This is a genomic window from Pantoea endophytica, assembly GCF_002858935.1.
GTDB lineage: Bacteria > Pseudomonadota > Gammaproteobacteria > Enterobacterales > Enterobacteriaceae > Pantoea > Pantoea leporis.
Genome location: NZ_PJRT01000020.1, coordinates 35,472 through 51,229, shown reverse-complemented (window position 1 = coordinate 51,229; position 15,758 = coordinate 35,472). Strand labels below are relative to the sequence as shown.

Here is a 15,758-nt window from a genome sequence, read left to right as displayed (position 1 = left end):
GTGATCCTTCTGGCTGGTTGGCTCACGGGGAGCCAACAATCAGGATTGCGGAATTTTTAAGTTTTGCCCCAGCATCACATTGCTCGACTTCATATTATTCGCCTGTATGATGGCTTTTGAGCTCACGCCATAGTGCGCGGCAATCGCCGTGAGGGAATCACCGCGCACCACTTTATGCCGGGTTGGACGACTCGCCGCCACGCTGACGCTGGATTTCGCGGGCACCTTCAGGCGCTGTCCCACCCAAACCACATCGCGCTTCAGGCTATTCATCTCACGTAACGTCGCCATGCTCACGCCATATTTTGCCGCGATGCCCGACAGCGTTTCGCCACGCGTGACGGTATGACGCTGCGTTGCGCCGGTATATTGCACCGTGCCGGTCGCCGGGTTGCTGGCGACGCTAACCGCTGGTGCGCTGTCCAGCGGCCGGTTTTCCTCCTTTGGGATCGATTGCAGCGGATGCGTAAGGAAATAATTGCGCAGGCCTTTATAAATCGACTGAGCAATCTTCTCCTGATACGCGCTGCTGCCAAGCAGCCGCTCCTCCGCGGCATTACTAATAAAGCCGGTTTCAACCAGTAAAGAGGGAATATCCGGGGAACGTAAAACGCCAAGGCTGGCATGTTCCGGCAGACGCTTATGCAGCGGCGTAATACCGCGCAACTGCTGCAGGACTTTGACGGCGACGTCATAACCTACACGCTGTGAATGACCAAACTGCAAATCCAGCACTGCCTGGCTAAGATAGGGATCGGCTTGGCTGTTCGCCAGCAGATCCCCTGCGCCGCCCAGCAGCTCAGATTGTTTCTCTTTCTGTTCCAGCCAGTTCGCCATTTCATTATTGGCGCGGCGGTTAGACAGCACCCAAACCGATGCGCCGGTGGCTGAGTGATTTGGCGCGGCGTCGGCGTGAATGGATACCAGCAGGTTCGCGTTCTCTTTACGCGCCACTTCTGAGCGGCCCATTACCGAGATGAAATAGTCGCCGTTACGCGTCAGCACCGGTTTGAACATCGGATCCTGATCCATCAGCGCTTTCAACTTACGCGCAATTGAGATGGTGACATTTTTCTCGTGCAAACCGTGCTGGCCGGATGCGCCGGGATCCTGACCGCCGTGCCCGGCATCAATCGCCACAATTACCACATCGTTGCGACTAACCGAGTTGCCGGGACGCACGGTGGTATTGCTGCTGGTCACCGCTGTCACCTGATTGGCGTTGAACGGATTGCCCTGGCTGCTGCTGCTCGGCTGGCTTTCACGCGCGGTGGTAACAGGCGCGGCAGCGGCCGGGCGCTTCGCTGGCTGCGTCCCACGAATGGTGAACACCACGCGATAATTACTGCCATCGCGCTGCGTGCTGGCGCGCGTCTGCGCGGGCTGCGTCAGTTCGAACACCAGACGCAGGCTTTGCTTATCCTTCGGCTGGCTATGGCGAATGCGCTGCACAATATTTTCGCCGCTAAAATTGAGCGGCAATCCTTTAATCGCGCCGCTTTGACGAATATCCAGCACCACACGATTGGGATTGTGCAGCGGGAAAAAACCATACACGGGCTGACCGTTAAAGCTCAGGGTGACGGTGGCCTGGCTATCGCCATTTTCGACTTTGATATCCGATAACGTGGCAGACAACGCCGAGGCAGAAAACAGGCACAGCAAGCCCAGTACAATGATTTTCATCCGTGACATCATGCCGGATCCCTGCCTTGCTGGAATTGGGTTAACAGCGCTTCGCCCGTGGCGGAAACCGCGCTTATTTCGGCTTCACGCGCCGCATCCACGTAGCGCAACGTCAGCGCTAAATCGGGCTCAGGCAGCACGCCGGTGCCCCTCTGCGGCCACTCCACCAGACAGAGCGCATCGCCGGCGAAATAGTCGCGGATGCCCATGAACTCTAGCTCTTCGGGATCGGCAAGACGATAGAGATCGAAATGGTACAGCGTGCGAGAGCCGAGCTCGTAGGGCTCGACCAGCGTATACGTTGGGCTTTTTACATTGCCTTGATGGCCGAGCGCCTGCAGAAAACCACGGCTAAAGGTGGTCTTACCGGCACCCAAATCGCCATAAAGATAGATCACCAGCGCGCTGTTGCAGACGCGCGCCAATTGCGCACCCAGATTCAGGGTTGCCGCCTCATCGGGCAAAGGGATAACACAGGTCTTCATGCTTTATTGTTGGATCATCTCTGGATTAACAAACTGCCACAGCAGCTCGAATAAATCAGTGGCTAACATGCCGCGAGTACCGCGCTGATGCGCGACGGCATCGGCTGTTGCCCCATGCGCGACACAGCCTGCGCAGGCTGCATCAAGTAATGTCAGTTTCTGGCCGAGCAGAGCGGCAATAATCCCGCTCAGCACATCGCCCATGCCGCCAGACGCCATGCCCGCGTTGCCCACATCGGCAATGGCGATGTCACCCGCCGCGCTGGCAATCACCGTGCCCGCGCCTTTCAGAACCACCACGCCGCCGTAGCGTTTCGCCAAGGCGCGCGCAGCGTGTAAGCGGTCACTCTCAATCTCGCTGGTTTTCACCCCTAGCAAGCGCGCAGCTTCGCCGGGATGCGGCGTAATGATGCGATTCTGACGGTTATCCTGCTTGATTGCCAGCAGGTTAAGCGCATCCGCATCCCAAAGCATCGGCTTTTCACTGACCGCGATCTTTTTCAGTGCCTTCTGAGCCCAATCGCGCTGGCCGAGCCCCGGTCCAACGGCGATCACATCCGCCCACTCCAGGGCCTGATCCAGCCGTTCATCGCTCAGCGCATCAACCATTAACTCCGGTCGCGCGGTGAGAATCGGACCAATATTATCTTCATGTGTCAGCACGCGCACAAGTCCGGCGCCGGTTCGCAGGGCGGCTTCACCGGTCATGCGAATCGCGCCCGCCGTGCCGCTGTCGCCGCCGACCACCAATAGCCGCCCCTGATCACCTTTATGAGAGGTAGCGCGACGTGGTTTCAGCCAGCACGTTAAATCCCCGGCGTCATAGCGTGAAATCGGTGCCTGCTCAGCGGCAAGATATGCCGACAAGCCCAACTCATGGTTGTGCAGAACGCCAACGTAATCGCGCGCCTTGCCGGTCAGTTGGCCGGGTTTCAGCGTAATCATGCTCAACGTGTGATCGGCGATGACCGTTTTGCCCGGCGCCGTGCCATTAGCCGCCAGCAAACCAGAGGGAATATCGATCGCCAGCACCGGTGCGGCATGCGCGTTGATGAGTGTGATCAGGCGATCGTAAGGATCGGCGGGCGCGCGATTCAGGCCGGTGCCGAGCAGCGCATCGACGATCACCTCAACCTGCTCCGGCCAGGGCGCATCCGCCGCATGAATCACACCGCCCGCCGCCAGCCATGCGTCTTGCGCCTGCTGCGCCTCTTCTGGCAAGGCTTTGCTGCCTGCGCACGCCAGCAGCGTCACGTTCAATCCTGCTGCCTGCGCCAGTCGCGCCACCACATAACCATCGCCGCCATTGTTGCCGTGCCCGCACAGGATCAACCAATGCTGCGCCTGCGGCCACAGCTGGCAGCCTAATTCATAGCTGGCTTGGCCAGCACGTTGCATCAGCTCAAACAGCGTTAAGCCCAGGCTATCGGCGGCATCGCGTTCCAGTTGCGCCATCGCCTGCGCAGGCCAGACAGAGTGTGTTAAACTGCGCGCGTTTGCTTCAATTGCCTGGTTTCTCATGTCATATCCTCTCGATCTTCAACAGCTCGCTGAACAAATTAAACAGTGGGGACGCGACCTCGGCTTCCAACAGGTCGGTATTTGCGATACCGATCTGAGCGCCGAAGAGCCCAAACTGCAGGCGTGGCTGGATAAGCAATATCATGGCGAGATGGATTGGATGGCGCGCCACGGCATGATGCGTGCGCGGCCGCATGAGCTGCTGCCTGGCACGCTGCGCGTGATTAGCGTACGCATGAATTACCTTCCAGCTAAAGCCGCCTTTGCCAGCACCTTAAAAAATCCGCAGCTGGGCTATGTAAGCCGCTATGCGCTGGGCCGCGACTATCACAAAGTATTGCGCAATCGACTGAAAAAGCTCGGAGAAATGATTCAGGCGCACTGTGGCGAACGCAATTTTCGTCCGTTCGTCGATTCCGCACCGATTCTGGAACGCCCGATTGCCGCTAAAGCCGGTTTAGGCTGGACCGGCAAACATTCGCTGATCCTCAACCGTGAAGCGGGTTCGTGGTTCTTCCTCGGCGAACTGCTGATTGATCTGCCGTTACCGGTCGATCAGCCCCAGGAAGAGCAGTGTGGACGCTGTGTCGCCTGTATCACTATCTGCCCCACTTCCGCTATCGTCGAACCTTACGTGGTCGATGCGCGTCGCTGCATCTCCTATCTCACCATCGAGTTGGAAGGCGCAATTCCTGAAGAGTTCCGTCCGCTGATTGGTAATCGAATTTATGGCTGCGATGATTGCCAGCTGATCTGCCCGTGGAATCGTTACGGCCAGTTAACCGATGAAGATGATTTCTCGCCGCGCGCGGTGCTGCATGCGCCGCCGCTCACCGATCTGTTCAAATGGGATGAAGCCAAATTTCTGCGTATCACCGAAGGTTCAGCGATTCGGCGTATTGGGCATTTGCGCTGGTTGCGAAATATTGCGGTGGCATTGGGCAATGCGCCCTGGGCAGAAGAAAATATGGCGGCATTAGCATTGCGCAGCGGCGAACATCCCCTGCTTGATGAGCATATTGAATGGGCGATTGCACAGCAGTTGCAGAAACGCGCGGCGCAAGCGGTAGAAGTGCAGCCAGCGAAGAAACAGCGACTGGTGCGCGCGGTCGAAAAAGGCCTGCCGCGTGATGCGTGATTGAGCAGTCGCACAGGATAAAACGCTTTTCCACATGCTGTGAATAAAATTATCCCACTGAATCGTGACGGAGATCGTAATTTCGTCTTAAGGGCAAGATCACAGTCTGAAATAGTTATAACCACTTAAAAATCAATCAATTAAGCGATTATTGTAAATATTCACGTCGTATTTAGCGCGCAGGGGTTTGTCCAGAGCTTGTGGATAACTCTGTTCAAAACAGTTTTAAACAACGGGGAAAACGCCGTCAGAAGCTTGCAGGCACATTGTGGATAACCTGTAAGATAACTGCATCAGACAACAAGCATTATCGCTGCTAGCGAGGCGTGCAAAATTTCCAGAAAAAAACGGTGTCGCATGCGATCAAAAAAGATCTGCAGCTGTTTTAATTCTGATTGCGCCTAAGGGCAAATAACATTAGTGAATATGAAAATCTGGAGCGGGAAACGAGACTCGAACTCGCGACCCCGACCTTGGCAAGGTCGTGCTCTACCAACTGAGCTATTCCCGCATAATCTTCGTATTTTAGTCTGCTACTGCGTTGGCTGCCTTCACTCACCCAGGTCACTTACTCATGTAAGCTCCCAGGGATTCGTTCAGTTGCCGCCTTGTTGCAAACTAAAATACTCGATTCTGACTCTTCGTATTTTTGTCACAACAATCACGCTAACGACTAAATCCGTGATTTGGATGGTTTACTACAAACTCTGGAGCGGGAAACGAGACTCGAACTCGCGACCCCGACCTTGGCAAGGTCGTGCTCTACCAACTGAGCTATTCCCGCATTAGAGGTTTACTACTCAACGAAAGTTTGGAGCGGGAAACGAGACTCGAACTCGCGACCCCGACCTTGGCAAGGTCGTGCTCTACCAACTGAGCTATTCCCGCATAATCATCGCCTGTTTATCTGCTGCTGCGTTGGCTGCCTTCACTCGCACAGGTCACTTACTGATGTAAGCTCGCTGTGACTCGTTCAGTTGCCGCCTTGCATCAAATAAATATGCTCGATTCTGAACTTCGCCGTTACTGCTTTTACTTTTTCGTTCCGAATTCCGAATCAAATTCTTCACCGGTACGGGGTGCGCATTATACGAGAAATCCTTTCAGTCGCAAGAGTCTAAAAGCAAAATTTTGCGCTTTCCGCGCGTTCGCTGCTTTTATCGACAACCTGATGATTTCCTGCGCACCCGCGGCGGTTAAAGCTGCAGGAAGTGCTCGCGATAGTACGCCAGCTCGGCGACGGACTCGCGAATATCATCCAGTGCCTGATGGCTACCGGACTTTTTAAAACCTGGCAAGATATCTGGTTTCCAGCGGCGCGCCAGCTCTTTCAGCGTGCTGACATCAAGATAGCGATAGTGGAAATAGGCTTCCAGTTCAGGCATGTACTTAAACAGGAAGCGACGATCCTGACCAATACTGTTGCCGCAAATCGGCGAGGTGTTCGCCGGCACCCACTGTTTCAGGAACTCGATGGTGGCCAGTTCCGCCGCACGGTCATCGTGCTCGCTGGCTTTGACGCGCGCCACCAATCCGCTATTGGTGTGCGTGCGCACGTTCCAGTCATCCATCAACGCCAACTGATCGTCAGATTGATGCACCGCGAACACCGGGCCTTCTGCCAGGATGTTAAGGTTGGCATCGGTCACGATGGTAGCGATCTCAATAATGCGATCGCGTTCCGGATCCAATCCGGTCATTTCGAGGTCGATCCAAATCAGGTTGTTTTCATTTCCAGCTGTCATGCGTTTCCCGCCTGTTGCCAAAGTCGTCATTAAACTCATTTCAGGTGTATCATAGACGTTTTGCCCAGCAGGGCGAAACCTGGCGAAAGCCGTGAGAGGATGCGTGAGTAAAAACAAACTGTCGAAAGGTCAACAACGTCGCGTAAGCGCCAACCATCAGCGTCGTCTGCAGCAACGGAGCGATAAGCCGGAGCCGGATGATAGTCTGTTTGGAGAAGCGGCTGATGGCGTGGTGATCAGCCGTTTCGGCATGCACGCAGACGTGGAAGATAGCGAAGGCGTTGTGCATCGCTGTAACATCCGCCGCACTATTCGCTCGCTGGTCACTGGCGATCGCGTTTTATGGCGCGCTGCCATTGGCGGCGGCAAAGGGATCGTCGAAGCGGTACACGAACGTAAGACGGTGCTAACGCGCCCAGACTTCTATGACGGCGTGAAACCGATCGCCGCCAACATCGATCAGATCATTATCGTTTCGGCGATCCTGCCAGAGCTGTCACTCAACATCATTGATCGTTACCTGGTCGCCAGCGAAACTCTTGGCGTGGAACCGCTGCTGGTGCTCAACAAAACCGACCTTTTAGATGCCGAAGGCCGCGCGTTTGTTGATGAGCAGATGGAGATCTATCGCAACATTGGTTATCGCGTTTTGATGGTTTCCAGCCACGCCAAAGATGGCCTGGTTGAACTGGAAAGCGCCTTAACCGGCCGCGTCAGCATCTTTGCCGGCCAATCTGGCGTGGGTAAATCGAGCCTGCTGAATAACCTGCTTGGTCTGGAGGTAGCGGCTGAAATTCTGACCAACGATGTGTCGAACGTTTCTGGATTAGGCCAGCACACCACCACCGCGTCACGCCTTTACCACTTCCCGGCGGGCGGCGATGTGATCGATTCACCGGGCGTGCGTGAGTTTGGTTTATGGCATCTGGAGCCGGAACAAGTGACGCGCGGCTTTGTCGAATTCCGTGAATTCCTTGGCGGTTGCCGTTTCCGCGACTGTAAGCACGATACCGATCCTGGCTGTGCCATTCGCGAAGCGGTGGAAGAGGGCAAGATTGATATCTCCCGCTTCGATAACTACCACCGAATTCTGGAAAGTATGGCGCAGGTAAAGACGCGTAAAAACTTTTCCTCCGACGCAGATTAAGCAGTACAACGGCACATTCGCCAACGCGCTGGGGCGCTGCTACAATCCGCCCCCTTTTTTGTTAACGACACGTAATTAAGCCAGGAGGCAACGGTGTTTGATCGTTTTAAACTCGGCCTGAATCATATTTTGCCTAAAAAAGGCCTCACCGAACTCGCCGGTTGGGGTGCCAGCCGCCGTGGTGGCTGGCTCACTAAAGCGGTCATCGACCTATTTGTCTGGTACTACAAAGTGGATATGGCGGAAGCCAGCAAGCCACATACCGGCAGCTACCGCACCTTCAATGATTTCTTCGTGCGTCCGTTAAAAGAGGGCGCGCGTCCGATCGATACTGATGCCTCATTACTGGCGCTGCCCGCCGATGGCGCGATCAGCCAGCTGGGCCGCATTGCCGGCGATCAGATCTTCCAGGCCAAAGGTCACACTTACAGCCTGCAGGCGCTGCTGGCCGGTAACGACGATCTGGCGGATCAGTTTCATGACGGCGAGTTTGTTACCACTTATCTCGCCCCGCGCGATTATCACCGCGTGCATATGCCGTGTAACGGCATCCTGCGCGAAATGATCTATGTGCCGGGCGATCTCTACTCCGTCAACCCGCTGACCGCACGTAACATCCCGAATTTGTTTGCGCGTAACGAGCGCGTGATCTGCGTATTCGATACCGATCATGGCCCGATGGTGCAGATCCTTGTCGGTGCCACCATTGTGGGTAGCATCGAAACCGTGTGGGCGGGCACCATTACGCCACCGCGCGAAGGTGTGATTAAACGCTGGCGCTATCCGTCTGCCGATCATGATGGTGCGGTGGTGCTGTTGAAAGGCCAGGAAATGGGTCGCTTCAAGTTGGGTTCAACCGTGATCAACCTGTTCGCGCCGAATCGCGTGAAGCTGGCAGAAAGCCTTGAAGCCGAAAGCAAAACCCGCCTCGGTCAGCCGCTGGCCATCGCCCTGCCTCAGCCTGGCGACAGCGTCTCACTTAGCAAATAACCCGGAATCTCTCCCGTGCGTGTTTTCCTCTCCTTGCTGCTGAGCCTTGTGCTCAGCAGTTCTGTATTTGCAGCCACCGTTCCGCAATCCAGCCAGCTAAAGCAGGAACTGGATGCGGCTAAATCGGCGAAAACCTCACCCGCGCAAACCGAGCAGGTGCAGGCGCTCGAATCGGCGATCAATTTCCTCAACGAGCGCGATGAGTCGCTGGAGCGCGCGAAGCAGTATCAGCAGGTGATTGATGATTTCCCGCGGCTGGCGCGCGAATTACGTCAGCAGATCGCCACGCTGACGGACAGCAGCAAGGCGGTGCGCAGCAATATGAGCAGCGCCGAGCTGGATCAGGAGCTGTTGCAGGTTAGCAGCCAGCTGCTGGAGGAAGGCCGTCAGGCGCAGCAGGAGCAGGATCGCGCGCGCGAGATCAGCGATTCACTGTCGCAGCTGCCGCAGCAGCAAACCGATGCACGCCGGGCGATGACCGAAAGCGATCGTCGCGCGCAGAGCGCTTCGACGGCGACTACGCCGCTGGCGCAGGCGCAGATTTACGCGCGTCAGGCGGAAAACGCCGCCAACAAAGCGCGCGTGGACGAGTTAGAGCTGGCGCAGCTTTCGGCGAATAACCGTCAGGAACTGGCGCGTATGCGCGCTGAGGTGCATCAGCGCAAAGCGACTCAACTGGATAACTATCTGCAGGCGCTGCGCAATCAGCTCAACAATCAGCGCCAGCGCGAAGCTGAACTGGCGCTTGAGCGCACCGAGCAGCTGGCGGAAAACAGCGGCGATCTGCCGAGTTCGATCAGCGATCAGTTCCGCGTTAACCGCGAACTCTCCGCAGACCTCAATCAGCAAGCGCAGCGCATGGATTTAGTCGCTTCACAGCAGCGTCTGGCCACCAATCAGACCTTGCAGGTGCGTCAGGCGCTGAGCACGCTGCGTGAGCAGTCGCAATGGCTGGGGGCATCCAATCTGTTGGGCGAAGCCTTGCGTGCGCAGGTTGCCCGTCTGCCAGAGATGCCGAAATCTCAGCAGATTGACAGCGAAATGGGCCAGCTGCGCGTACAGCGTCTGCATTATGAGGATCTGCTGGAGCGCCAGCAGGAACTGCGCAAAGCCAAGCAGGATGACGGCACGCCGTTCAGCAGCGATCAGGTACGTATCCTCGAAGCGCAACTTAAAACCCAGCGCGAACTGCTGAACTCACTGATTTCCGGTTGCGATACGCTGATTCTGGAAATCACTAAGCTCAAAGTTTCCAATACGCAGCTGCAGGATGCCTTAGCCGAAGTTAAAGATGCGACGCATCGTTATCTGTTTTGGACCGCTGACGTTAATACCATCGGCCTGAATTTCCCGGTGGAGATGGCGCAGGATCTCAAGCGTCTGTTGTCGCTGGATACCGCCGGCCAGCTCGGCAAAGCGCTGGCGATGATGTTTACCAATCGCGAAACCGTGTTGCCGATAATTGGTGCGATTCTGCTGGTTGGCTTCAGCATCAGCTCACGTCGTCACTACAACGCCTTTATGGAGCGCTCCGCCAGCCGCGTCGGCAAAGTGACGCAGGATCGCTTCAGCCTGACGCTGCGCACGGTATTTTGGTCGATTCTGGTGGCGGTGCCGCTGCCGGTATTGTGGGCCGCGCTCGGTTACGGTTTACAGCATGCCTGGCCTTATCCGTTCGCCGTGGCGATTGGCGATGGCATCACCGCCACGCTGCCGCTGCTGTGGGCCTTTATGATCAGCGCGGCGTTTGCACGTCCCGATGGCTTGTTTGTGGTGCATTTCCGTTGGCCGCAAGCGCGCGTGGCGCGTGCCATGCGCTATTACTCGCTGTCGGTAGGGCTGATTGTGCCGCTGATCATGCTGCTGATCGCCTTTGCCAATCTCGACGATCCGCAATTCTCCGGCACGCTGGGACGCGTGTGCTTCATCCTGATTTGTGGCGCGCTGAGTATCGTTACCGTTAGCCTGAAACGCGCCGGTATTCCGCTCTATCTGGATAAAGAGGGCAACGGCGATAACTTCGTAAACCGCATTTTGTGGAACCTGATGATTGCCCTGCCGCTGGTGGCTGCCCTCGCCTCCTGCATCGGTTATCTCGCCACCGCGCAGGCGCTGCTGGCGCGTCTGGAAACCTCGGTGGGCATCTGGTTCTTCCTGCTGGTGGTGTATCACATCATCCGCCGCTGGATGCTGATTCAGCGCCGCCGCATCGCCTTTGACCGTGCACGTCAGCGTCGTGCCGATATGCTGGCCAACCGCGCGCGCAGCGAAGAAGAGAAAGAGCAATCAACGCCAGCGAATGCCGACACCATCGAAATCGATGAGCCAAGCATTGATCTTGATGAGATCAGCGCACAGTCGCTGCGTCTGGTGCGTTCAATCCTGACGCTGATTGCGCTGGTTTCGGTGATTGTGCTGTGGTCAGAAATCCACTCGGCGTTTAGCTTCCTTGATAACATTCCGCTGTGGAATGCCAGCACCACCATTCAGGGTGTGGACAGCGTGCAGGCGATTACGCTGGGTGCGGTGTTGATTGCGATTCTGGTGCTGATCATCACCACGCAGCTGGTGCGTAACATGCCCGCGTTGCTGGAGCTGGCGCTGTTGCAGCATCTCAGTTTGGCGCCGGGCACCGGTTACGCCATTACCACTTTGACCAAGTATGCTTTGATGCTGATTGGCGGCTTGATTGGCTTCTCAATGATGGGCATTGAGTGGTCGAAGCTGCAGTGGCTGGTTGCTGCGTTGGGTCTGGGTTTGGGCTTCGGGATGCAGGAGATTTTCGCTAACTTTATCTCCGGCCTGATTATCCTGTTTGAGAAACCGATCCGTATTGGCGATACCGTGACCATTCGCGACCTGACTGGCAGCATTACGCGCATCAACACGCGTGCCACCACCATCACCGATTGGGACCGCAAAGAGATCATCGTGCCGAACAAGGCTTTCATTACTGAGCAGTTCGTGAACTGGTCGCTGTCGGATTCAGTGACGCGTGTGGTGTTGACGATTCCAGCGCCCGCCAGAGTCAACAGTGATGAAGTGACCAACATTCTTAAGCAGGCAGCCGATCGCTGCACCTACGTGCTCGATATGCCGGCGCCGGATGTGTTCCTGGTCGACCTGCAGCAAGGTATTCAGCTGTTTGAACTGCGCGTGCATGCGGCGGAGATGGGGCATCGTATGCCGCTGCGCCATGAACTGCATCAGCTGATTCTGCGCGGCTTTGAGGAGCACGGCATTGAGATGCCGTTCCCACCATTCCAGGTACGCATGGAGACGCTAGGAAAGCAAAACCCCGCGACTAACGGTGCGCCCGCTAATAAGACCTTCAAATCTGGCGGATTATAAAAACAAAACGCCCGGCAGATGCCGGGCGTTTTTTATTGCCGCTTAGAGTTCATCACTTCACAAACTCTTCGCCCTGCGAGATATCTTTCTTCAGCGTTTCCAGCATGCCGTTTAGCGCCTGCTGTTCAAAGGCACTTAGCGTGCCCAGCGGACGGCGTTCAACGATGCCGTTTTTGCCCAGCAGCAGCGGCTGCGAGAAGAAGCGGGCATATTCGCCATCGCCTTCCACATACGCGCACTCCACCACGTTGGCTTCGCCTTGCAGGGCACGAATCAATGACAGGCCAAAACGGGCCGCTGCCTGTCCCATCGACAGCGTCGCCGATCCGCCACCGGCTTTGGCTTCCACCACTTCGGTGCCCGCGTTCTGAATACGTTTGGTGAGATCCGCCACTTCCTGCTCGCTGAAGCTCACGCCTTTCACCTGCGACAGCAGCGGCAGAATCGTTACGCCGGAATGCCCGCCCACCACCGGCACTTCAATCTCGTTAGGCTGCTTGCCTTTTAACGCCGCGACAAAGGTATTGGCACGGATGATATCGAGGGTGGAAACGCCAAACAGGCGATTCTTGTCATACACGCCGGCTTTTTTTAGCACTTCGGCCGCAATCGCCACCGTCGTATTCACCGGATTGGTGATGACGCCAATCAGCGCTTTTGGCGCGGTACTGGCAACCTGTTCGATCAGGTTACGCACGATACCGGCGTTGACGTTAAACAGGTCGGCGCGATCCATGCCCGGCTTACGTGCCACACCCGCGGAGATCAGCACCACATCAGCACCATGCAGCGCAGGCGTAGCATCTTCACCGCTAAACCCTTCCACGGTGACTGCCGTTGGGATATGACTGAGATCGACCGCCACACCGGGCGTTACCGGGGCGATATCGTAAAGTGAGAGAGCTGAGCCTGCGGGTAATTGCGTTTTGAGCAGCAGTGCGAGCGCCTGGCCAATACCACCAGCGGCACCGAGAACGGCAACTTTCATCCTGAACTCCTTATTAAGGTGGGGCAGAGATATGCCGAAAATCCATCAGGTTACGAGTTTAATCAACTTCTCAGGCGATAGCGACTAAACCTGTCGCGCACTAAACACTACGCCGCAATCGGCTCCCGAGACATCTCCACTTCAGAAGTCGCCTGAATGATTCATTCGCAGCCAGAAGACAATGGACGGCAATGATCATCGATATTGTTGTTACCACTTCAATAATATAACAACTTTGCAACCTTCGCTTTGCGCGTCCACCCGCGATTTTGGTGCAACATCATATTCTGTTATGATGCCCGCCCCGCAGGTCATTACCGCGATTCTCTTACCAGACTTATTGCATAAAAATTCATCTAAATGCATAATAATTTATCTGCCGTGGGCCTGTTGCCCTCTGCAACCCCTTTTTAATTGGTAGCTTATGCGAAACCCATCGAAACAAGACGACTTGATTAAGGCGTTTAAAGCCTTATTGAAGGAAGAGAAATTCAGCTCCCAGGGCGAAATCGTGCAGGCGCTGCAGGAAGACGGCTTCGAGAATATTAATCAGTCCAAAGTTTCTCGCATGCTGACCAAGTTTGGCGCGGTGCGCACGCGCAACGCCAAGATGGAGATGGTTTACTGCCTGCCTGCTGAACTCGGCGTGCCCACTACCACCAGCCCGCTGAAAAATCTGGTGCTGGATATCGATTACAACGATGCGTTAGTGGTGATTCACACCAGTCCGGGCGCGGCGCAGCTGATTGCGCGCCTGCTGGATTCGCTGGGCAAAGCGGAAGGCATTCTCGGCACCATTGCCGGTGATGACACCATTTTTATTACCCCCGCGCGCACCTTCTCGGTAAAACAGCTGTACGACGCGATCCTGGTTTTATTCGAACAAGAGCTATAAAACCCTGCTGCATACCGGCAGTTCCTCTGCCGGTTATCTTGCCCTTTGCGCTTCATTTATAACCATTCTGTTACAAATCCCTTTGTAAATAATAAGTTATCCATATGCCTGTCGGTTCTTTTCAGCCGCTATCATTGGTACGACCTTTATGCCCGTTTAACCTTATGCGCTATTTTACGCTGCTTTACACATTGTGCTCAGTGTCTTTCCCTTCTCTATCTGTATCAGCCAGCGAGATCAACCACGATCTTTCGCACTAAAAGATAATTTGATGTAGATCATTGTTTTTACGGTGAAATAACCACCTATGGTTAAGATCCAGGCGTTTTTTATAACTTCAGGTTCTAAAAAAGTGCCATAAGGATAAAGAATTACAACCAAACATTATTAGCTCGGTATTAATTTCATGGGTGATTAGATCTATACTTGTTTTCGTGATGCAAATCACACGAAAGAAAAAGATAAAAATAGACGACGAGGAAAATTATCATGAACGTTAAAACTACTATCGCGACTTTAAGTGTTCTCTCTGCCCTGTCATTTGGTGCTTTTGCAGCAGATTCTATTAATGCCGAACAGGCAGCGAATCTGCAACCTGCGGGCACCATCAGCGTCAGCGGCGTGGGCGGTTCTCCAATGGATATCCGTCAGCAGTTAAACGATAAAGCCGACCAGCAAGGTGCTAAAGCCTATCGCGTGGTTGAGGCGAATACCGGTGACAGCTACCACGCAACCGCTGAGCTGTACAAATAAGTTATTGACTTAAAAAGCAATGTGAACGGCGACCCGTTTGAGACGCTCTTGCCTCTCAGGTTGCCGGCCCCCATTTCAGGAGAGTGAATCATGAAAACCAAATTAGCTATCGCAGTACTGGGCTTGGCTTCTGTTCTTTCTTTTGGCGCGAATGCCGCCAGCCTGGTTTCAAACCAACAAGCTGAACAGCTGCAATCTCTGAACCAAACCATCAGCGTGAGCGGTGTTGACGGCGACCAGACCAACGTGCGTCAGGAACTGTCACAGAAAGCCGATGCGCAGGGTGCCAGCCATTACCGCATCATCGAAAGCAACCGTGGCGATACTTTCCACGTAACTGCTGAACTGTACAAATAATCACTAATTGAACGTCCGGTGCCTTGATGGCGCCAGGCAATAGATCGACGACCCGCCACCCCTTTTCTGCCGCAGGTTGTTGATTAAACGAGGAGAAAATTATGAAAATCAAAACAACCATCGCAACTGCTACCCTGCTTTCCCTGTTCGCCTTTGGTGCTTCTGCAGCACAACTGGTCACCGAACAACAGGCGCAGAATCTGCAACCTACCGGCAGCACCATTTCAATCAGCGGAACCGGCGGTTCGCCAATGGACTATCGTGCCGAGCTTTCTCAGAAAGCGGATGAGCAAGGTGCCAGCGCTTACAAAGTGATTGAAGCGAAAACCGGCGACAGCTACCACGTGACAGCTGAGCTGTATAAGTAATTCCTCGTCAATTAAGACGAACCCTTTGGCCCCGCTCGCCGGGGCCCTTTTTACTTTATATTGAAGCGGAGCTGGCCTTCCAGCTCCTCTTCTGCTTCATCAAATAGCAGGATCAATGCGCCATACCGGCGTTTCTGCCCTTTCCCCAGATTTACAAATTCAATCTCCAGCGGCAACGGCAGTTGCTCACCGACAATCGCATCCCAAAGATCGTCAAGATCGTTGATGGCGAGATCGGCTAACGCAAAACGATCGCTAAACTGTCGATAAAAATGGGCTTGATCGACAATCTCGTCGAAATCGAAACGCTCGGTTCTCATCATGACGCCCTCTT

At 55.0% G+C, this 15,758-nt stretch carries 14 protein-coding genes and 3 tRNA genes; 8 read left to right on the top strand and 9 right to left on the bottom strand.

The window, feature by feature from the left end; genetic code table 11:
- Positions 1 to 39: 39 nt before the first annotated feature.
- From amiB to nnr, 3 genes are read right to left on the bottom strand one after another with little or no spacing between them, the layout of a single operon-like run.
- A complete protein-coding gene (amiB, locus tag PZBJ_RS13320) occupies positions 40 to 1,698 on the bottom strand; it encodes an N-acetylmuramoyl-L-alanine amidase AmiB (RefSeq protein ID WP_101762860.1) in 1,659 nt (552 codons plus the stop codon).
- Entirely contained in the window at positions 1,695 to 2,171 is a 477-nt protein-coding gene (gene tsaE / locus PZBJ_RS13315) for a tRNA (adenosine(37)-N6)-threonylcarbamoyltransferase complex ATPase subunit type 1 TsaE (protein WP_101762859.1), read from the bottom strand. The genes amiB and tsaE overlap by 4 nt, the downstream gene beginning before the upstream one ends.
- 3 nt (positions 2,172 to 2,174) lie before the next feature.
- Positions 2,175 to 3,692, bottom strand: a complete 1,518-nt coding sequence (nnr, locus tag PZBJ_RS13310) for a bifunctional ADP-dependent NAD(P)H-hydrate dehydratase/NAD(P)H-hydrate epimerase (protein WP_101762858.1) — start codon at positions 3,690 to 3,692, stop codon at positions 2,175 to 2,177.
- Here nnr and queG point away from each other — a divergent pair.
- Positions 3,691 to 4,830: a tRNA epoxyqueuosine(34) reductase QueG gene (gene queG, locus PZBJ_RS13305; RefSeq protein WP_101762857.1), complete on the top strand. Its 1,140-nt coding sequence runs from the start codon at positions 3,691 to 3,693 to the stop codon at positions 4,828 to 4,830. The genes nnr and queG overlap by 2 nt on opposite strands.
- Positions 4,831 to 5,265: 435 nt before the next feature.
- Here queG and PZBJ_RS13300 read toward each other — a convergent pair.
- The 4 genes from PZBJ_RS13300 to orn all read right to left on the bottom strand — a co-directional run bounded on the left by PZBJ_RS13300 (position 5,266) and on the right by orn (position 6,575).
- Positions 5,266 to 5,341 (bottom strand) — tRNA-Gly (locus PZBJ_RS13300).
- A gap of 197 nt (positions 5,342 to 5,538) precedes the next feature.
- A tRNA-Gly gene (locus PZBJ_RS13295) sits at positions 5,539 to 5,614 on the bottom strand.
- A 28-nt stretch (positions 5,615 to 5,642) separates the two neighbouring features.
- Positions 5,643 to 5,718: transfer RNA gene (locus PZBJ_RS13290), tRNA-Gly, on the bottom strand.
- A 308-nt stretch (positions 5,719 to 6,026) separates the two neighbouring features.
- Positions 6,027 to 6,575 carry an oligoribonuclease gene (orn, locus tag PZBJ_RS13285; protein WP_101762856.1) on the bottom strand — a complete coding sequence of 183 codons (549 nt, stop codon included), beginning with the start codon at positions 6,573 to 6,575 and terminating at the stop codon, positions 6,027 to 6,029.
- Positions 6,576 to 6,678: 103 nt separating this feature from the next.
- Between orn and rsgA the strand changes: the two genes are divergently transcribed.
- The 3 genes from rsgA (at position 6,679) to mscM (ending at position 12,063) form a co-directional block, all read left to right on the top strand.
- On the top strand, positions 6,679 to 7,722 hold the full coding sequence (gene rsgA, locus PZBJ_RS13280) for a small ribosomal subunit biogenesis GTPase RsgA (RefSeq protein ID WP_101762855.1): 1,044 nt from the start codon (positions 6,679 to 6,681) through the stop codon (positions 7,720 to 7,722).
- Between the two features lie 93 nt (positions 7,723 to 7,815).
- Entirely contained in the window at positions 7,816 to 8,712 is an 897-nt protein-coding gene (asd, locus tag PZBJ_RS13275) for an archaetidylserine decarboxylase (RefSeq protein ID WP_101762854.1), read from the top strand.
- Positions 8,713 to 8,727: 15 nt separating this feature from the next.
- The gene (mscM, locus tag PZBJ_RS13270; RefSeq protein ID WP_101762853.1) at positions 8,728 to 12,063 is read left to right on the top strand and encodes a miniconductance mechanosensitive channel MscM; all 3,336 of its coding nucleotides are present in this window, start codon (positions 8,728 to 8,730) and stop codon (positions 12,061 to 12,063) included.
- Between the two features lie 52 nt (positions 12,064 to 12,115).
- On the opposite strand, the gene mdh is transcribed toward mscM, so the two are convergent.
- On the bottom strand, positions 12,116 to 13,051 hold the full coding sequence (mdh, locus tag PZBJ_RS13265) for a malate dehydrogenase (protein ID WP_101762852.1): 936 nt from the start codon (positions 13,049 to 13,051) through the stop codon (positions 12,116 to 12,118).
- A 424-nt stretch (positions 13,052 to 13,475) separates the two neighbouring features.
- Between mdh and argR the strand changes: the two genes are divergently transcribed.
- From argR to yhcN (PZBJ_RS13245), 4 genes are all read left to right on the top strand, one after another.
- Positions 13,476 to 13,946: a transcriptional regulator ArgR gene (gene argR, locus PZBJ_RS13260; RefSeq protein WP_008101964.1), complete on the top strand. Its 471-nt coding sequence runs from the start codon at positions 13,476 to 13,478 to the stop codon at positions 13,944 to 13,946.
- A 489-nt stretch (positions 13,947 to 14,435) separates the two neighbouring features.
- Positions 14,436 to 14,699 carry a peroxide/acid stress response protein YhcN gene (yhcN, locus tag PZBJ_RS13255; protein ID WP_101762851.1) on the top strand — a complete coding sequence of 88 codons (264 nt, stop codon included), beginning with the start codon at positions 14,436 to 14,438 and terminating at the stop codon, positions 14,697 to 14,699.
- A gap of 90 nt (positions 14,700 to 14,789) precedes the next feature.
- On the top strand, positions 14,790 to 15,056 hold the full coding sequence (locus PZBJ_RS13250; RefSeq protein WP_101762850.1) for a YdgH/BhsA/McbA-like domain containing protein: 267 nt from the start codon (positions 14,790 to 14,792) through the stop codon (positions 15,054 to 15,056).
- 101 nt (positions 15,057 to 15,157) lie between these two features.
- On the top strand, positions 15,158 to 15,424 hold the full coding sequence (gene yhcN, locus PZBJ_RS13245) for a peroxide/acid stress response protein YhcN (RefSeq protein WP_008101968.1): 267 nt from the start codon (positions 15,158 to 15,160) through the stop codon (positions 15,422 to 15,424).
- Between the two features lie 50 nt (positions 15,425 to 15,474).
- On the opposite strand, the gene PZBJ_RS13240 is transcribed toward yhcN (PZBJ_RS13245), so the two are convergent.
- Positions 15,475 to 15,744, bottom strand: a complete 270-nt coding sequence (locus tag PZBJ_RS13240) for a barstar family protein (RefSeq protein ID WP_036647722.1) — start codon at positions 15,742 to 15,744, stop codon at positions 15,475 to 15,477.
- Positions 15,745 to 15,758: the final 14 nt, after the last annotated feature.

What these genes read in the sequence shown, in the direction of transcription:
- amiB (WP_101762860.1), bottom strand. Translation starts at nt 1,698, where the DNA reads ATGATGTCACGGATGAAAATCATTGTACTGGGCTTGCTGTGCCTGTTT.
- tsaE (WP_101762859.1), bottom strand. Translation starts at nt 2,171, where the DNA reads ATGAAGACCTGTGTTATCCCTTTGCCCGATGAGGCGGCAACCCTGAAT.
- queG (WP_101762857.1), top strand. Translation starts at nt 3,691, where the DNA reads ATGTCATATCCTCTCGATCTTCAACAGCTCGCTGAACAAATTAAACAG.
- nnr (WP_101762858.1), bottom strand. Translation starts at nt 3,692, where the DNA reads ATGAGAAACCAGGCAATTGAAGCAAACGCGCGCAGTTTAACACACTCT.
- orn (WP_101762856.1), bottom strand. Translation starts at nt 6,575, where the DNA reads ATGACAGCTGGAAATGAAAACAACCTGATTTGGATCGACCTCGAAATG.
- mdh (WP_101762852.1), bottom strand. Translation starts at nt 13,051, where the DNA reads ATGAAAGTTGCCGTTCTCGGTGCCGCTGGTGGTATTGGCCAGGCGCTC.
- argR (WP_008101964.1), top strand. Translation starts at nt 13,476, where the DNA reads ATGCGAAACCCATCGAAACAAGACGACTTGATTAAGGCGTTTAAAGCC.
- yhcN (WP_101762851.1), top strand. Translation starts at nt 14,436, where the DNA reads ATGAACGTTAAAACTACTATCGCGACTTTAAGTGTTCTCTCTGCCCTG.
- PZBJ_RS13250 (WP_101762850.1), top strand. Translation starts at nt 14,790, where the DNA reads ATGAAAACCAAATTAGCTATCGCAGTACTGGGCTTGGCTTCTGTTCTT.
- yhcN (WP_008101968.1), top strand. Translation starts at nt 15,158, where the DNA reads ATGAAAATCAAAACAACCATCGCAACTGCTACCCTGCTTTCCCTGTTC.
- PZBJ_RS13240 (WP_036647722.1), bottom strand. Translation starts at nt 15,744, where the DNA reads ATGAGAACCGAGCGTTTCGATTTCGACGAGATTGTCGATCAAGCCCAT.